At 65.1% G+C, this 13,868-nt stretch carries 18 protein-coding genes, 1 tRNA gene and 2 pseudogenes; 17 read left to right on the top strand and 4 right to left on the bottom strand.

The window, feature by feature from the left end; all coding sequences use genetic code 11:
• The first annotated feature begins 455 nt into the window (after positions 1–455).
• The 6 genes from ACSC1Q_RS29260 (at position 456) to ACSC1Q_RS29235 (ending at position 3,716) form a co-directional block, all read left to right on the top strand.
• A complete protein-coding gene (locus ACSC1Q_RS29260) occupies positions 456–863 on the top strand; it encodes a secondary thiamine-phosphate synthase enzyme YjbQ (RefSeq protein ID WP_329084204.1) in 408 nt (135 codons plus the stop codon).
• Between the two features lie 123 nt (positions 864–986).
• Complete coding sequence (locus tag ACSC1Q_RS29255) at positions 987–1,415, top strand: DUF3052 domain-containing protein (RefSeq protein WP_329084203.1); 429 nt, start codon at positions 987–989, stop codon at positions 1,413–1,415.
• A gap of 83 nt (positions 1,416–1,498) precedes the next feature.
• On the top strand, positions 1,499–1,957 hold the full coding sequence (locus ACSC1Q_RS29250; protein WP_436761906.1) for a peroxiredoxin: 459 nt from the start codon (positions 1,499–1,501) through the stop codon (positions 1,955–1,957).
• Between the two features lie 62 nt (positions 1,958–2,019).
• Positions 2,020–2,331 carry a hypothetical protein gene (locus tag ACSC1Q_RS29245; protein ID WP_436761905.1) on the top strand — a complete coding sequence of 104 codons (312 nt, stop codon included), beginning with the start codon at positions 2,020–2,022 and terminating at the stop codon, positions 2,329–2,331.
• A gap of 314 nt (positions 2,332–2,645) precedes the next feature.
• Positions 2,646–3,608, top strand: coding sequence for an ROK family protein (locus tag ACSC1Q_RS29240; protein WP_436761904.1), 963 nt, complete (start codon positions 2,646–2,648; stop codon positions 3,606–3,608).
• Positions 3,609–3,641: 33 nt separating this feature from the next.
• Positions 3,642–3,716, top strand: a tRNA-Val gene (locus ACSC1Q_RS29235).
• A gap of 138 nt (positions 3,717–3,854) precedes the next feature.
• On the opposite strand, the gene ACSC1Q_RS29230 is transcribed toward ACSC1Q_RS29235, so the two are convergent.
• Together ACSC1Q_RS29230 and ACSC1Q_RS29225 are read right to left on the bottom strand one after the other, a co-directional pair.
• On the bottom strand, positions 3,855–4,184 hold the full coding sequence (locus ACSC1Q_RS29230; protein ID WP_344918385.1) for a helix-turn-helix domain-containing protein: 330 nt from the start codon (positions 4,182–4,184) through the stop codon (positions 3,855–3,857).
• The gene (locus ACSC1Q_RS29225) at positions 4,181–4,567 is read right to left on the bottom strand and encodes a type II toxin-antitoxin system RelE/ParE family toxin (RefSeq protein ID WP_436761903.1); all 387 of its coding nucleotides are present in this window, start codon (positions 4,565–4,567) and stop codon (positions 4,181–4,183) included. Before ACSC1Q_RS29225 ends, ACSC1Q_RS29230 begins: the two co-directional genes overlap by 4 nt.
• A gap of 112 nt (positions 4,568–4,679) precedes the next feature.
• On the opposite strand from ACSC1Q_RS29225, the gene ACSC1Q_RS29220 reads away from it, so the two are divergent.
• From ACSC1Q_RS29220 to ACSC1Q_RS29200, 5 genes and pseudogenes are all read left to right on the top strand, one after another.
• The gene (locus ACSC1Q_RS29220) at positions 4,680–4,817 is read left to right on the top strand and encodes a hypothetical protein (protein ID WP_436761902.1); all 138 of its coding nucleotides are present in this window, start codon (positions 4,680–4,682) and stop codon (positions 4,815–4,817) included.
• Between the two features lie 44 nt (positions 4,818–4,861).
• Complete coding sequence (locus ACSC1Q_RS29215; RefSeq protein ID WP_436761901.1) at positions 4,862–5,101, top strand: type II toxin-antitoxin system RelE/ParE family toxin; 240 nt, start codon at positions 4,862–4,864, stop codon at positions 5,099–5,101.
• A complete protein-coding gene (locus ACSC1Q_RS29210; RefSeq protein ID WP_436761900.1) occupies positions 5,101–5,409 on the top strand; it encodes a helix-turn-helix domain-containing protein in 309 nt (102 codons plus the stop codon). The genes ACSC1Q_RS29215 and ACSC1Q_RS29210 overlap by 1 nt, the downstream gene beginning before the upstream one ends.
• Positions 5,410–5,677: 268 nt before the next feature.
• A pseudogene (locus tag ACSC1Q_RS29205) lies at positions 5,678–5,776 on the top strand (GntR family transcriptional regulator); the annotation flags it as partial.
• Positions 5,777–5,818: 42 nt separating this feature from the next.
• Entirely contained in the window at positions 5,819–6,118 is a 300-nt protein-coding gene (locus ACSC1Q_RS29200) for a hypothetical protein (RefSeq protein WP_436761899.1), read from the top strand.
• Positions 6,119–6,707: 589 nt separating this feature from the next.
• Here ACSC1Q_RS29200 and ACSC1Q_RS29195 read toward each other — a convergent pair.
• Positions 6,708–7,010: a hypothetical protein gene (locus tag ACSC1Q_RS29195; RefSeq protein WP_436761898.1), complete on the bottom strand. Its 303-nt coding sequence runs from the start codon at positions 7,008–7,010 to the stop codon at positions 6,708–6,710.
• 562 nt (positions 7,011–7,572) lie between these two features.
• Between ACSC1Q_RS29195 and ACSC1Q_RS29190 the strand changes: the two genes are divergently transcribed.
• From ACSC1Q_RS29190 to ACSC1Q_RS29175, 4 genes and pseudogenes are all read left to right on the top strand, one after another.
• Entirely contained in the window at positions 7,573–8,148 is a 576-nt protein-coding gene (locus ACSC1Q_RS29190) for a hypothetical protein (RefSeq protein WP_436761897.1), read from the top strand.
• 571 nt (positions 8,149–8,719) lie between these two features.
• Positions 8,720–9,082 carry a type II toxin-antitoxin system RelE/ParE family toxin gene (locus tag ACSC1Q_RS29185; RefSeq protein ID WP_436761896.1) on the top strand — a complete coding sequence of 121 codons (363 nt, stop codon included), beginning with the start codon at positions 8,720–8,722 and terminating at the stop codon, positions 9,080–9,082.
• Positions 9,079–9,417, top strand: a complete 339-nt coding sequence (locus tag ACSC1Q_RS29180) for a helix-turn-helix domain-containing protein (RefSeq protein ID WP_329084198.1) — start codon at positions 9,079–9,081, stop codon at positions 9,415–9,417. The genes ACSC1Q_RS29185 and ACSC1Q_RS29180 overlap by 4 nt, the downstream gene beginning before the upstream one ends.
• A gap of 323 nt (positions 9,418–9,740) precedes the next feature.
• A pseudogene (locus ACSC1Q_RS29175) lies at positions 9,741–9,860 on the top strand (GntR family transcriptional regulator); the annotation flags it as partial.
• Between the two features lie 185 nt (positions 9,861–10,045).
• On the opposite strand, the gene ACSC1Q_RS29170 reads toward ACSC1Q_RS29175, so the two are convergent.
• Positions 10,046–10,627: a hypothetical protein gene (locus ACSC1Q_RS29170; protein WP_436761895.1), complete on the bottom strand. Its 582-nt coding sequence runs from the start codon at positions 10,625–10,627 to the stop codon at positions 10,046–10,048.
• A 623-nt stretch (positions 10,628–11,250) separates the two neighbouring features.
• On the opposite strand from ACSC1Q_RS29170, the gene ACSC1Q_RS29165 reads away from it, so the two are divergent.
• Positions 11,251–11,616, top strand: coding sequence for a hypothetical protein (locus tag ACSC1Q_RS29165; protein WP_436761894.1), 366 nt, complete (start codon positions 11,251–11,253; stop codon positions 11,614–11,616).
• Complete coding sequence (locus ACSC1Q_RS29160) at positions 11,606–13,675, top strand: translocation/assembly module TamB domain-containing protein (RefSeq protein WP_436761893.1); 2,070 nt, start codon at positions 11,606–11,608, stop codon at positions 13,673–13,675. The genes ACSC1Q_RS29165 and ACSC1Q_RS29160 overlap by 11 nt, the downstream gene beginning before the upstream one ends.
• Positions 13,676–13,868 lie beyond the last annotated feature (193 nt).

The following is a 13,868-nucleotide window of genomic DNA, read 5'->3' as shown; positions in this document are numbered from 1 at the left end:
GGTCGGCCACGGCCTTCGATGGAAGATCGGCGGCGACGGGATCGCCCTCCGTCCTTCCTCTCACGGTGGAAGCGCGGAGAGAAGGGGGTGCGGAAGGAGGCAGGGGTGGCGGAAGGAACGGGGGGTGGAGGCAGGGGTGAGCGCCCGGGGCGGTGATGTTCCGTGCCGAACTGGTAACGATTCGTCCACCGGTCGGGAGCGGCCGGCGGCCGGCACGTACCGGGCCGTCGTCCGCCCCGATGACCGGGACATGCCCCATCCGGCCGGGGTGTCCGGAAACCACACCTCGGGTTCTTCCGCCGGGGGAACGGTCCAGACGCGGACATTCCAGGAACCGGACATGGCGATCTTGTCTCCGCGCCGACGAAGATCGGATGGCGGCGGGGAGCGCCCGCCGTCCCCGGGACCGGGTGCGGTCGTCATCGCAGCTCACGATGGATCGTAGGATCGGTTATGTGAGATCTCAGACGATCGAGGTGGTAACGGGTTCCCGAGAGCGGGTGCACGACATCACCTCCGAGTGCGAGAGCTTCGTCCGGTCATGTGGGGGCGACGGCCTGTTGAACGTCTTCGTGCCCCACGCGACCGCGGGGGTCGCGCTGCTGGAGCTGGGCTCAGGCAGTGACGACGATCTGCTCGCGGCCCTGGAGGGTCTGCTTCCGGCCGACGACAGATGGAGGCATGCGCACGGATCACGAGGGCATGGACGGTCGCATGTCATGCCCGCCCTCATTCCGCCGTACGCCACCGTCCCGGTTCTTTCCGGGCGGCTCGCACTGGGAACCTGGCAGTCCATCGCCGTGGTGGATCTCAACGTCGACAATCTGGAACGCCAGGTCCGTTTGTCATTTTTGTCGGACTAATTCATACGTAGCCCAGTCGTTGCCGTGGCGACCGTTGACGACTGAGGGTCACAGCGTGTGGACTGTGCCGAAGCACTCTGAGCACCGTGTGATTGCGGGGCCATTCAAGCAGGAGGGACAAACGTGAGCGCGACCGCGGGTCAGGCGCAGGGCGAACGCGGCCTGGCCGAACGACTCGGCCTCAAGCCGGGTCAGGTGGTGCAGGAGGTCGGATGGGATGAGGACACCGACGACGATCTGCGCGACTCCATCGAGGAGCTGACCGGTAACGAGCTGGTCGATGAAGACTTCGAGGACGTCGTCGACGTCGTGCTGCTCTGGTGGCGTGACGGTGACGGCGATCTGTTCGACGCCCTGAGCAGCGTGGTGACCAACCTCACCGACGGCGGCCAGATCTGGCTGCTCACTCCCAAAGCCGGCCGGGACGGGCACGTGGAGCCGAGCGACATCGGGGAAGACGCGACCACTGCGGGTCTTTCGCAGACCAGCAGCATCAGTGCCGCTCCCGACTGGTCGGGGACGCGTCTGGCGACGCCCAAGGCGCGCCGCTAAGGGTCCGCCCTGCCGTACGGCTCGCGCGGGCCGTACGGCAGGATGATGACGCCTGCCGTCAGCCGAGGAAAGGATCCCCGATCATGGTGATCGAGGTGGGTGACCAGGCCCCCGACTTCGAGCTGAGGGACCAGCACGGCACCCCGGTCAAGCTTTCCGGGCTTCGGGGCAAAAAGATCGTGCTGATCTTCTACCCTCTCGCCTTCAGCGGCGTCTGCGGCAACGAACTCGACGCCCTCCGCGACGAGTTCGGCCCCGACATGCCGGAAGAAGTTAAAATTCTCACGATCTCAGTTGATTCAATCTTCGCTCAGCGCGCGTGGGCGGATCAGAAGGGCTACACCTTCTCGCTGCTCTCCGATTTTTGGCCGCACGGACAGGTCGCGCGGGCATACGGTGTATTCGACGACGAGAAGGGCTACGCGGGACGCGGGACCTTCATCATCGACGGCGAGGGTGTGGTTCGCTGGCGCGTCGTGAACCCGGTCTCACGGGCCCGCGACATCGCCGAGTACCACAAGGCGCTCGCCGAACTTCCCTAAGCGGTGATCCGGCCGACGCCCGCTCGCGAGGCGCCTGCCGGTCCGACCTCTCGGAGGCGATCATGCCCTGCTTCTCCTGCGGGGCCAGGCAGACCGACCCGATCCGTGGTGCCAGTCCGTGGACGCGCGGAGTGCGCGACGAGACGCTGGTGCTGGTCTGCCCGGACTGCCGGCGCACCCACGAAGCCGACCTCGACACCTGCTCGACGTGCGGCTCCGTCGCGCTCATCTGCCGGTTGGGCGAGGTGGAGTGCCGTTCCTGCGGCTCGGTACGCCCGGCGCGGGGCGACGGCAGGCTGGCCGCCTCCTACGCGCCCGGCCTGGCCGACGAGGTGGAGGCCGCCCTGGCCAGGGTCCTGCGCCGGGTTCCCTGAGGCCCTTGGCTGTCTGGGCATCGAACATCGCCGTCGACCGGCTCGACGTCGCCGCCGCTCTGAGTCCATCCCGGGGGCGGTGTCCCGGTCAGATGGGGCGGCCCCCTCGGGCGATCCGCGGCCTGCCGATACCGCCCACGTGTCCCGGCCGCCAGATGAGGCAGGCTTCCCGGGCGATTCCTCCGGGTGACGCGCGGCCTGCCGGTACCGCCCACGTATCCCTTTTCCGCTGGGGGAGATCCCTCCGTTCCGGCGTTTCCGGCGTGCGCTAGGGTCGGGCTCGGCCCCGCCCCTTCGAGCCGCTGGACAGGTGCATGAGCTCCTTCGTTGTTGCCCTTGACGTCGGTGGAACATCGATGAAGGGCGGCCTCGTCACCCGTTCCGGCGAGATCGTCCGCACCGACCGGCGCGCCACCCCGCGCGACAGGGGACCGGCGGCCGTCATCGCGACGATCAGGTCCTTCATCGACGACCTCGCCACCGCGGGGGGCGGCACCCCTGAGGGGGTCGGCCTCGCCGTACCCGGCCTGGTCACCGCCGAGGCGGCCCTCTACTCCGCCAACATCGGCTGGCGCGACGTCCCGGCGACGGACCTCGTCCCGCTGGACGTCCCCGTCATGCTCGGGCACGACGTCCGCACCGGCGGCCTCGCCGAGAGTGTCCTCGGCGCCGGCCGCGAACTCTCCGACTTCCTGTTCCTGCCCATCGGCACCGGCATCGCGGGCGCCACGATCCTGCACGGCGAGCCGTACGGCGGGAGTGCGGGCTGGGGCGGCGAGATCGGCCACATCCCGGTCTTCCCGGAGGGCGAGCCGTGCGCCTGCGGCCAGATCGGCTGCCTGGAGACCTACGCCTCCGCCTCCGCCGTGGCCCGCCGCTACTCCACCCGTGCCGCCTCCTCTTCCGGCGCCGTCTCCGTCACCGCCGAGCGGGTCGCCACCCTGACCGCCTCCGGTGACCCTCTCGCCACGGAGATCTGGGGAGAAGCGGTCGAGGCGCTCTCCCTCGCCCTGGCCTCCTACACGCTTCTCCTCGACCCCTCCGCCATCGTCCTCGGCGGCGGCCTCGCCGAAGCGGGCACCCTTCTCTCCGACCCCCTGGCCGAACGCCTCCAGAAACGCCTCGCCTTCCGCCAGGCCCCACCCCTGCGCCAGGCCGCCCTCGGCATGTCCGCCGGCATGCTCGGCGCCGCCCTCCTCGGCTGGCGCGCCGCGGGCTTCGCCGACGCGGGAACCACGTGGTCTCTCGATGTACTGAAGTCCCCCCGGGTGCCGTAAAGTGTTATCCCGTCTGTCCAACGGGATTTCCCCGGGCGCTTAGCTCAGCGGTAGAGCGCTCGCCTTACAAGCGAGATGTCACTGGTTCGAACCCAGTAGTGCCCACCACAAGCCCTTGACCTGCGTTGATAGGTCAGGGGTTCTCTTTTTGCCCGCTATGCGCATCGCAACGTCGGTTGGACAGATGTCGCCTTCATACGCGGGATGTCCCTGCTGGGCAGCTGTCTCGAATGGGCTCGGCCAATCTCAGGCGACCTTGACGGAGTGTGGGCCGACACTGATCGTCACCTCGACGTGTCCGCCCAGCGCGGCCGCGTAGGCCCGGAGAGTTTCCAGCTCCATGGCGTCGAGGTCGCCGTTTTCGATCTGGGAGACCCGTGACTGGGAGATGCCGAGCGCGGCAGCGACCTCGACCTGGGTTTTGCCCAGCGACTTACGCAGCTCTTTCAGGTGATACCCCGCCACGTACGCATCCAGTTCGGCTTCAGCGGCAGCCTGTCGCTCGGGAGTGGCCAGCTCGGGGTGGAGCCGGTGGGCCTCAGCCTTGACCTCCTGCCAGCGGCGCGCAGGGCTCATCGCCTGTCCTCCTTGGTCTGCTCGGCCTTCTTCTCCGCGCGGTACTCCGTGTAGCGGGACTTGGCCAGCGGGATCGCTTCGTCATACCAGCGCGACCACTTGCCTGCCTTGTCTCCGGCCACGAGGAAGACCGCTTCTCTGTCGGGATCGAAGATGAAGATGATTCTAATCTCTGACCGCCTTCGTGACCCTGGACGAAGCTCCTTCAGGTTGTTCAGGTCGTCGTCCTCCAACGTGTCCACCAAGGGGCGTCTGAGGGCGGGGCCGACCTCGGCGAGCCGGTCGATCGCCTTCTCGACGAGGGCCGCCGAGCCCGGATCACTCTCACAGAGTTTGAGGAACCAGGACTCCACGGGTTCCAGCAGGACGATCTCCCAGGTCATCTTCAGAATATAACTCCTGGCTCATATCTGGGACTGAGCTTCAGTCGGGTTGGAAAACCTCTTCACAAGATTGATTAGTCCGCTTGCGCCGTAAACACGGGGATCATCGCCGATGGTTCACCCACGCCGCTACCAGGACGAGGGGCTGTTCGACCGGTTCGGCTACCACGCCTCCGAACTGTGGAGCAACGGGCGGGATGTCTGGGCGGAGGAGCCGCGCAGGCCTGCGGAGAGTGCCAGTTCTGGGTAACCAACTGGGTGACAGCGACGTCGGACGGGGGCGGACGACGGTGGATGATCGTGGACCGTACGTCCCGGCCAGGGCCGGTCTGGGAGCTACGTGTCCGCCTGCGTGATGTTGCGGCTCGGGTGACGTACTGGTGTACTCCGGGTAGGACGATTGTGTTGCTCACAGTTTTCCATAAGACGAAGCAGCATGATCAGCGGCAGATCGACAGGGCGGTCCGGGCACAGAAGACCTGCGAACACGACCATCATGGGCCGGCAGCCGAGATCTATGAGAGGCAGGCGTGATGACTGGTTATCACACCCGCTGGGTGCGGCCCGAATCTCAGGCCGAGGATCCCGAACGGATCATGATTCGTGAAGCGCTGGCGTTTGGTAAGGCGTTGTACGACCGGCGTAGCGCGCTTGGGCTGACCGTGGCGGAGCTGGCTGAGCGTGCGGGCATGAGCGAGGACGAGATCGAGTGCATCGAGGAAGGTGGGACCGCGCCGACGATCGCCTTGCTGCGGCATCTGGCCGAGGCACTGAACGCCGACGTCCGTCTCACCTCCGGTCATGATCTGGGTTCGGTCTGCTTCGAGCCACACGCCGCCTGACCGACGGACACCTGTGATTTGGTGTGCGGGTTCCCGTTCGCTGGCCAGGTGCCGTGGTGGTCACCAAAACCAGTGCCGATGACGAGACGCGTAAAGAGCGCGAGTTCTGAGTGACAGCGACCACGATCGGGCCCGGAACGCTGGAGCCCGAGGGGAACTCGGCATGACCGATGGCAAGGGCGCCGCCCGGTGGCGAATCATCGCCGACCTCTTGCGTTCAGACGTGGTTCAAGACCACTACCAGCCAGGATAGGCACTCCCCGGCGAAGCGTTCCTCGCCAACGAGTACGCCACCTCACGCCCGACGATCCGCAAGGCCGTCGCCCAGCTCATCGGGGAAGGACTGCTCACCGTCGCCCACGGCCGGGGCACCTTCGTTCGCCCCACTCCGGATCGGCGCCTCATCCTCATGGGCGGCTCAGAGCGCGAAGACCTGCTCAGCCCCACGTACAACCCTGCCAAGCAGGGATGGGAATACGTCACTGTCGCCAGCGAAGCCGAACGCACCGCAGGCCGCGTCACTCCCAACTCGGCACTGTTCATGACCATCGAGGGCAGCAAGGCCGACGTTCTGAGCGTGCGCCGAGGCCGTATGGGCGTCTACCGCTACGCCTACTGGCAGCACACCAAGACCCGCAGTCGACGGCTGCGTTCTAGCAGCGTTGCGGCAAAGTTGGCTACGTTGATTCCCGTGATGGCATCGGAGTGATCGCCCGTGATCTCATGATCGACATTATTGATCGTCCCGAGTGCTGATTCTTGGTCAGATATAGTCAGCGAGAGTTGTGTATAGCGAATATATGTATCATCGCACATGGCTTGAGTAGAGTCGAGGTGGCACAAATAAGGACACTTGAGGCATGTAAGGTGAGTCGGCTGGCCACACATTCATCATCACGGCCTCGATCGGCCGCCTAGGGTAATCGGTCCATTCGAAAAGCGAACGGTCATATTTCTGTTTGCTGGAGGCGTGGCGATGTAGGTCCCTCCAGATCTCGCGCCGCCATGTCCGTCTCACCGGGCTCTTCCGGATAGCAACGCCGTCCATATCACCCGCGCTTTGCTGAGCGGCCAGGTGGAGGTCTCGTGGACCTTATGGCCGTCATCGAGTTGGAGGGTTCGCCGAACGAATGCTCGGCCGCTGCCCTCGCACAGTTCGTAGACCGTGGCACGGCACCAGCAGGTCCAGGCCACTGAGCGTGCCCGTTCGAGCGTCGGGTACGGCTCTCGCCAGTCCAGACGGGTGTGATCTCGCTGCGGCATCGCCACATGCGGACTCAAGCACTCGTCGAGCAGAATCACGACGTACGCTCCGCGACGCCCTTGGACCAGTGGGAAGCCTTGCGGAGTTCTTCGTACCGTTGAGCGACGCGGTGGGCGACGGTGATCGGGTTGTCCACGCCGTAGACCCGGTACAAGCGGCGGCCCGTCTTCGCTGAGATCTTCCCCGTCCACCAGCGGTAGGCGAACCCGTCCGTCCAGACCACGAGATTGGTCCAGACGGAGACCAGGGAAACGTCGTGGCCCTGATGGACGTCGGCCGCGACGCCGCAGTGTTCGAGGCCGATCCGCAGGCCTCGGCAGCCAGGGCGGCCGGGCATCGTTGAGCCGACTCTTTCCAGCCGAGGGTGCTCATGACTCCAGCCCCTCCTGGTCGCGGAGCTGCCGGGCAAGTTCGGCAACGTCGTCGGCGTCGATCGTCTGATAGAGGCCACGACCCACCTCTTCGTCGGTAAGGTGTCGGCCGTTCCGGGTGGCCCACAAACGGCCCGCAGAACTACGCCAAATGCACCATCCAGGAAAGGCCGCCTGGAGGTCCTCCAGAATTATGGGGGTTGACATGGAGTAAGCGTCATTCCATTCGAGTGACGAACCCGCCGCGTTCCAGAGACGTCCAGGACGTTTCAACGTTAGAGTCGAAAACGTCCTTGACGTCCTCACGCCCCGAGGTGCACCGTGGCCAACGTCCCGTTACGCCGCGCCATGCTCGATGCGAAGCTGAGCAACCAGAACCTGGCGGATCGCTGCGAGGTGGATGTTAAGACGGTGGAACGCTGGTTACAGGATGAGGCACGAGTTCCGCACCTCCGGCACCAGTTGGCCGCCGCCGAGGCATTAGGAGTTGATACGTCCGTGTTGTGGCCAGAGGCTATCCGTAACACCGTGAAGACCGGTCCGGATCGAGAGGTTCTGACCGTTTACCCCTATCGGTCGGCGTGTCCCAAGTCGATCTGGCGCAACCTGATCACCTCGGCCCGCAACGAGATCGTCTTCGCCGGGTACACCAACTACTTCCTGTGGCTGGAACACCCCAACCTCGCCAAGGTCCTCAAGCGCAAGGCCGAGCAGGGGTGCAAGATCCGGTTCCTGATCGGCGCCCCGGACAGCGCGGTCACCCGCCGCCGGGAGGAGGTGGAGAACGTCCCGTTGACCGTCTCCACCCGCATCCGGATCACCCTCTCGGAGATCGAGCAGGTTCGGAACGTGCCCGGCATCGAGGCGAGGTTCGGAGACGAGCACATCGCGATGAGCGTCTTCCGCTTCGACTCCGAGATGCTCGTGACGCCGCACCTGGCCAGGCTCGTCGGCCACGACTCGCCGATGATGCACCTGCGCCGCTACCAGGACGACGGACTGTTCGACCGGTTCGGCTACCACGCTTCCGAGCTGTGGAGCAACGGCCGGGACGTCTGGGCGGAGGAGCCGCGCAAGCCTGCGGAAAGCGCCAGTCCTGGGTGACCAACTGGGTGACGACCCCGGCCGGGGGCGGACAACGATGAACGGTCGCGGACTATGCGCCCAGGTCAGAGCCGGTATCCACCCTGGTCGCGTCCCCGCTCGGATCGCCTTACAAGCGAGATGTCACTGGTTCGAACTCAGTAGTGTCCACCAGGCGAAACGTCCCATCCCTACACTTGGGCGCAGGGCGAGAGCGGTTACTGGGTGACTAACTTCTGAAGGCTTCGTCTAACGCCTCCGCCGGTAGGTGCGCTGGGCGGGCCTACTCGCGATACGCAGTTTCCGTGATGACCGCGTTGCGATGATTGACGAGGCGAGAGGTGTTTTCGACGGGGGCGCTAGTCGGACCGGGCTGAGCGAACACGGCGAAGGTGCACCCGCAAGCATCGTGATCGAACTGGAAGAGCACTCCGATCGCGTCGCCGCCCGGGGTTAGTCAGCCACGTGGGTGACTCCGGCAGGGTTCTCCCCTGATCCACTCATGGTCCATGCCTCAAGATTTGTGACGTTGGCGATACGCTGAGTTGCCAAAGTTCCTCTTGGATCAACATAAGAAATTTATTATGATGGAGTGAACTGGCAGATAGTGATCGTTCCAGAGGTCCGTGACTGGCTTCACGAGCTACGGAAGGTGGATCGGCAGACACTCTTGCTGATCGCTGCGGCCTTGGATCGGGTCGCCGAGGAAGGTCCCGGTTTGGGGCGGCCCTTGGTGGACACGCTTCAAGGGTCGACTATCCGTAACCTCAAGGAGCTGAGACCTGGATCCAGCGGGCGGAGCGAGGTGCGGCTGCTCTTCGTTTTCGACCCTTGGCGTCAAGCTGTGTTCCTGGTCGCCGGAGACAAGTCGGGTGACTGGAGTGGTTGGTATGACGTGGCGATCAAGGCAGCAGAGGTGCGTTTTGCCCGGTACCTCAAGGAGAGGGAACAATGAGCGATCAGGCGGTGACATGGGAGGAACTGCGTGCTGAGCTTGTCCAGCCCAGCGATGAGCAGGAGGTTGCCCAACTCCGCGATGGGCTCGTAGCTCGCCAGCGCGCCTACCAACTTGCTGAAGCCAGACGCAAGCTTGGCCTGCGGCAGGAGGATGTCGCTCAGGCGATGGGTGTGTCACAGGCCCGCATCTCGCAGATCGAGAGTGGAGTGATCAGCGAAGTCGCCACCCTGGCCGCTTACGTAACGGCGCTCGGAGGTCAGCTCAAGATCGTGGCAGATTTCGGCGACTCGGCCATGGTGCTCGATATGCCTCGCGGTCGCCGTACTGGGTGATCCTGTTCATGACGGACGCTGTGGTTCCCGTGTTCTTCTCTCCTTGAGGGCTTTCGCGTTGCTGCCGCGCCGTCTGGCTGCGTGTCGTACTTGAGTGACCAACTGGATGGCAACGACGTGGGACGAGAGCGGACACCGGTGGACGGTCGTGGACCGTACGCCCAGGTCAGAGGCAATATCGGCCTTGGTCGTGACCCCGTTCGGATCGCCTTACAGGCGAGATGTCACTGGTTCGAACCCAGTAGTGCCCACCAGCCAGAACGCCCCGTATCCGATCTTCGGAACGGGGCGTGAGCGACTGATCGGGTGACCGACTCCCGACAGGACAGGCATTCCCGGGCGAGGCGTTCCTCGCCAACGAGTACGCCACCTCGGGCCCGACGATCCGCAAGGCCATCGCCCAGCTCGTCGGGGAAGGGCTGCTCGCCGTCGCCCACGGCCGGGGCACCTTCGTCCGCCTCACCCCTGACCGCCGCCTCATCCTCATGGGCGGCTCAGAGCGCGAAGACCTGCTCAGCCCTGCCTGCGATCCCGCCGACAAGCGGCGTGGCGTTACTCGATGGCGGAGATCACGCCTACCTCTGCGACCCTGGCGAGACACGGACAGGCGAACAGGCCCGAAATCGAATCAAGCATTCCGATCACGCGGGACGTTCAGAGCTGTCCGTGCTTCCTGCACGAATTGGTCGATCAAGTCGCGCCGCACCTTCAGTGCATCTCGGATCTGTGTCGTTATTTCTTGCGCGTCCTCAGGGCGGTGAGTCAAGTCGAATAGCGTAAGGCTCACCAGTTCGGCGTCCTTGAGTGTGAGCCTGTTGGTTGCGACCAAGAGTGCGTCGTCCGTCAAGTGGTGAAGCTCGATTTCGCGCTTCGCACGCCAGAGGCGGTCAAATGCCCGGAGCAGCTCGGTACGTTCATTCGTGGCGAGTGGCGGGATCACTTCGTCAAGACCTGCTGATCGACTATCGGTCACCGGCTGCCCGGGCGGCGGGTCGGGCAAGTCCCGGATCACACAACGATACAGTTCGTCGTCAGCCTGGACGAGCCTGAGGTACGAACCCCTTCGGTCCCGCTGCCAGCGCCTCAGGTCGTCACGCAGCCAGTTTCCCTGCTGAAGCCGTGATTCCCGCCAGGCGCCGACAAGCACTCCGATCACAACGCCAACAAGACCGACAACGGTTGGCACTAACTGCATCCAAATGACAACCACCTCCGGGTCCTTGATAAGGAAGAGGTCGGGGCTTATCCAGGGTACGCGAGCCGTGAAAAGCCCTGCGAAACGTCGATAATCAACGGAAGCCGCAGCGGCAGGTCAACGACGCGATCCCAGAAGCCGCCCAGATCGGCGCCCGTCATCAAATCTACGACATCTGCTCATCGCCTGCTGCACTACAGCAGAGAAGTACAGCGACCGTCTCACCGCATCACATCCCGACGACCTTCATCTACCGCTTGAGCAGGGCGAGGAGCCCTCTGTCTCGTGACTGGCCCCCGTTTGCGATCAGGCGGTCGTGTCTGCGTAGAGTCCGAGTCTGAATTTTGCGTATTCGTCCGCTACTAGGTTTTCTGCCCTTTTTGGAGGAGGTGGCCGCAGGGGTTTCTTTGGATTTCAGGTCGCCACGCCTGTCTTATCGGGCTCTTCCGGATAGCGACGCCGTCCATGCCGCCCAAGCTTCGTTGATCGGCCAATGCCAACTACTTCCTGTGGCTGGAACACCCCACCTCGCCAAGGTCCTCAAGCGCAAGGCCGGGCAGGGGTGCAAGATCCGATTCCTGATCGGCGCCCCGGACAGCGCGGTCACCCGTCGGCGCTAGGAGGTGGAGAACGTCCCGTTGACCGTCTCCACCCGCATCCGGATCACCCTCTCGGAGATCGAGCAGGTTCGGAACGTGCCCGGCATCGAGGCACGCTTCGGGGACGAGCACATCGCGATGAGCGTCTTCCGCTTCGACTCCGAGATGCTCGTGACGCCGCACCTGGCCAGGCTCGTCGGCCACGACTCGCCGATGATGCACCTGCGCCGCTACCAGGACGACGGACTGTTCGACCGGTTCGGCTACCACACCTCCGAGACGTCTGAGGGAAGGAGCCGAGAGAGCGTACGGAGAACACGAACTCTCAAGCTCGGTAACCCCCTATGCGAAGCAAACGATCAAAGGGAGAGCATGTTCGTACGAGGGGAACGATGTGCGTATTGAGGACCTGTCTGACGCTGAGCGCCGGGTGTGGGAAGCATTCCCGCATGGGGAAGAGGTCGATTTCGCAACCGGGAAGCCAGATGAGGACGACCCGGTGGCGGGTGCGGGCTGGGGGACGGAGCGCACGGTTCGCGCTCGGGTGATCGCCGCGCTGCTGATGAGGGAGGAGGCGCCACGGTCGCACCGGATTCCGGCTCTTCGGATCAGGGGAGCTCGAATCACCGAACGGATAAATCTGGCCTATTCCACGATCTACCACTCAGCACGGTTTCTCTCCTGCTTCTTTGAGCAGGGGCCAGGCCTTTATTGGGCGCGGTGCCAGCAGATGAGCTTCAAGGGCTCTCACCTGCCGGGCCTGTCGGCCTCCAACGTGCACATGGACGGGCACCTGCGACTGGACGGTTGCGTGGCCACCGGCCTGCTGGAACTGCGTGGGGCCCAGCTCGCGGGAAGCCTCACGATGAACCGTGCGCGGATCTCCGCTCCCGGCATGGCGATCGACTGTGATCGGCTCCAGACCGGCCGAGGCCTGTCCGCGAAAGGTCTCCATGTCACAGGCCAGGTCCGGCTGTCCAGCGCGCGAGTGATCGGCGCGATGATCCTGGATGGGGCCCGCCTCGCTGACGCGATGGGGTTGCCGCTCGACCTGGACGGGCTGGTCGCCGATGGGAGCGTCCTCTGCCGGGGGATGGCCGTCGCCGGGATGGTGAGCCTGCGCAACGCCCGCGTGACCGGACCGTTCAGCTTCACCGGAACCACGATCGATCATCCGGGCCAGATGGCTTTTCGCGGTTCCCGGATCACCGCCGAGGGGGGCCTGTACCTGGGTGACGGGTTCGCCGCGACCGGCACGGTACGGCTGGCCGACTCGCGGATCGACCGGGAGCTCAGCCTGAAAGGCGCCCACCTGACCCATCCCGAGGGGCACGCGCTTCAGGCCGCGGAGCTACAGGTCGAGGGAAGTATCGACGCACGCGGGCTCACCGCCGAGGGGCGGGTGAATCTCTCCCAGGCCCGCATCGCGGGATCACTGAACCTGGCCGGTGCGAGCCTGGCCGCCATGGATTCCGGCGCGTCCGGTAGAGCCGCCCTCGACGCCGACGGTGTGAGCATCGGCGGCAGGCTGTCGTGCACCGAAGGTTTCCGTGCCGAGGGTGCGGTTCGTCTCGCTGACGCGCGGATCGGTACGTTCGCCGACTTCAACGGTGCCCGCCTCAGCAACCCCGGCGAGAGGGCACTCGACCTTGCCAGGACGAGCATCGGCGGTGGGCTGGAGTGTGGGCGCGGCTTCACCGCGGAAGGTGAGTTCATCCTGGTCGGGGCTCGTCTCGGCCGGCACCTGGACCTCACCGGCGCGACCCTGTCCGCGCCGGGCGGTCAGGCGTTGGCAGCCCGGCAACTGGAGGCCCGGGAGCTGTACCTGCGCCCGAAGCGGACGCCGGAAGGCGTCGTCGATCTGCGGCACGCCCGAGTCGGCGTTCTCTATGACGCCCCCGCCACCTGGTCGCCGCGCTGTCAGAACGGTCTTGTCTACGACGCGCTGGATCCGATGCTGTCCGTCACCCAACGCCTGACCTGGCTGAAGGACGACCTCGACGGGTACGTGCCGCAGCCGTACGAACAACTTGCCGCCGTCTATCGGAGGCTGGGGCACGATGTCGATGCCCGTACCGTCCTACTGGTCAAGCAGCGGCGGCAGCGGCGGCAACGTCCCAGGCTCCCGTGGCACGCCCGCGCCTGGGGGTGGCTGCAGGACATCACCGTCGGATACGGCTACCGTCCCATCCGCGCCGCCCTGTGGTTCCTGATCCTGCTCATCACCGGTGCCGTCGTTTTCACCTTGGACACCCCGCCCCGTGCCGAGCTTGGCAAGGGTCCTGCTTTCAACGCCTTTGTTTACGCCCTGGATCTGCTGTTCCCGCTGATCGACTTTGGGCAGGAGAAGGCGTACCAACCCACTGGCGGTGGCCAGTGGGTCGCCTACGGGCTCGTCATCGCGGGCTGGGTGCTGGCCACCACCATCGCCACCGGCATCACTCGCGCTCTCTCCCGTCAGTGACCCCGAGACGACCCGCCTGGTATCAGGACGACGCGCTGTTCGACCGGTTCGGCTACCACGCCTCAGAGCTGTGAGGCAACGGCCGGTCGACCGGTTCGGCTACCACGCCTCAGAACTGTGAGGCAACGGCCGGGACGTCTGGGCGGAGGAGCCGGGAAAGCCTGCGGAGAGCACAGGTTCCGGGTGACCAACC

The sequence above is a fragment of the Streptosporangium heterodermiicola genome, assembly GCF_051390675.1.
Classification (GTDB): Bacteria; Actinomycetota; Actinomycetes; order Streptosporangiales; family Streptosporangiaceae; genus Streptosporangium.
This window is presented reverse-complemented; position numbering and strand designations above follow the sequence as displayed.

Excerpts from the sequence above, each read along its gene's own strand:
- ACSC1Q_RS29250 (WP_436761906.1), top strand. The coding sequence starts at position 1,499 with ATGGTGATCGAGGTGGGTGACCAGGCCCCCGACTTCGAGCTGAGGGAC.
- ACSC1Q_RS29245 (WP_436761905.1), top strand. The coding sequence starts at position 2,020 with ATGCCCTGCTTCTCCTGCGGGGCCAGGCAGACCGACCCGATCCGTGGT.
- ACSC1Q_RS29240 (WP_436761904.1), top strand. The coding sequence starts at position 2,646 with ATGAGCTCCTTCGTTGTTGCCCTTGACGTCGGTGGAACATCGATGAAG.
- ACSC1Q_RS29230 (WP_344918385.1), bottom strand. The coding sequence starts at position 4,184 with ATGAGCCCTGCGCGCCGCTGGCAGGAGGTCAAGGCTGAGGCCCACCGG.
- ACSC1Q_RS29225 (WP_436761903.1), bottom strand. The coding sequence starts at position 4,567 with ATGACCTGGGAGATCGTCCTGCTGGAACCCGTGGAGTCCTGGTTCCTC.
- ACSC1Q_RS29220 (WP_436761902.1), top strand. The coding sequence starts at position 4,680 with ATGGTTCACCCACGCCGCTACCAGGACGAGGGGCTGTTCGACCGGTTC.
- ACSC1Q_RS29215 (WP_436761901.1), top strand. The coding sequence starts at position 4,862 with ATGATCGTGGACCGTACGTCCCGGCCAGGGCCGGTCTGGGAGCTACGT.
- ACSC1Q_RS29210 (WP_436761900.1), top strand. The coding sequence starts at position 5,101 with ATGACTGGTTATCACACCCGCTGGGTGCGGCCCGAATCTCAGGCCGAG.
- ACSC1Q_RS29200 (WP_436761899.1), top strand. The coding sequence starts at position 5,819 with ATGGGCGGCTCAGAGCGCGAAGACCTGCTCAGCCCCACGTACAACCCT.
- ACSC1Q_RS29195 (WP_436761898.1), bottom strand. The coding sequence starts at position 7,010 with ATGCCCGGCCGCCCTGGCTGCCGAGGCCTGCGGATCGGCCTCGAACAC.
- ACSC1Q_RS29180 (WP_329084198.1), top strand. The coding sequence starts at position 9,079 with ATGAGCGATCAGGCGGTGACATGGGAGGAACTGCGTGCTGAGCTTGTC.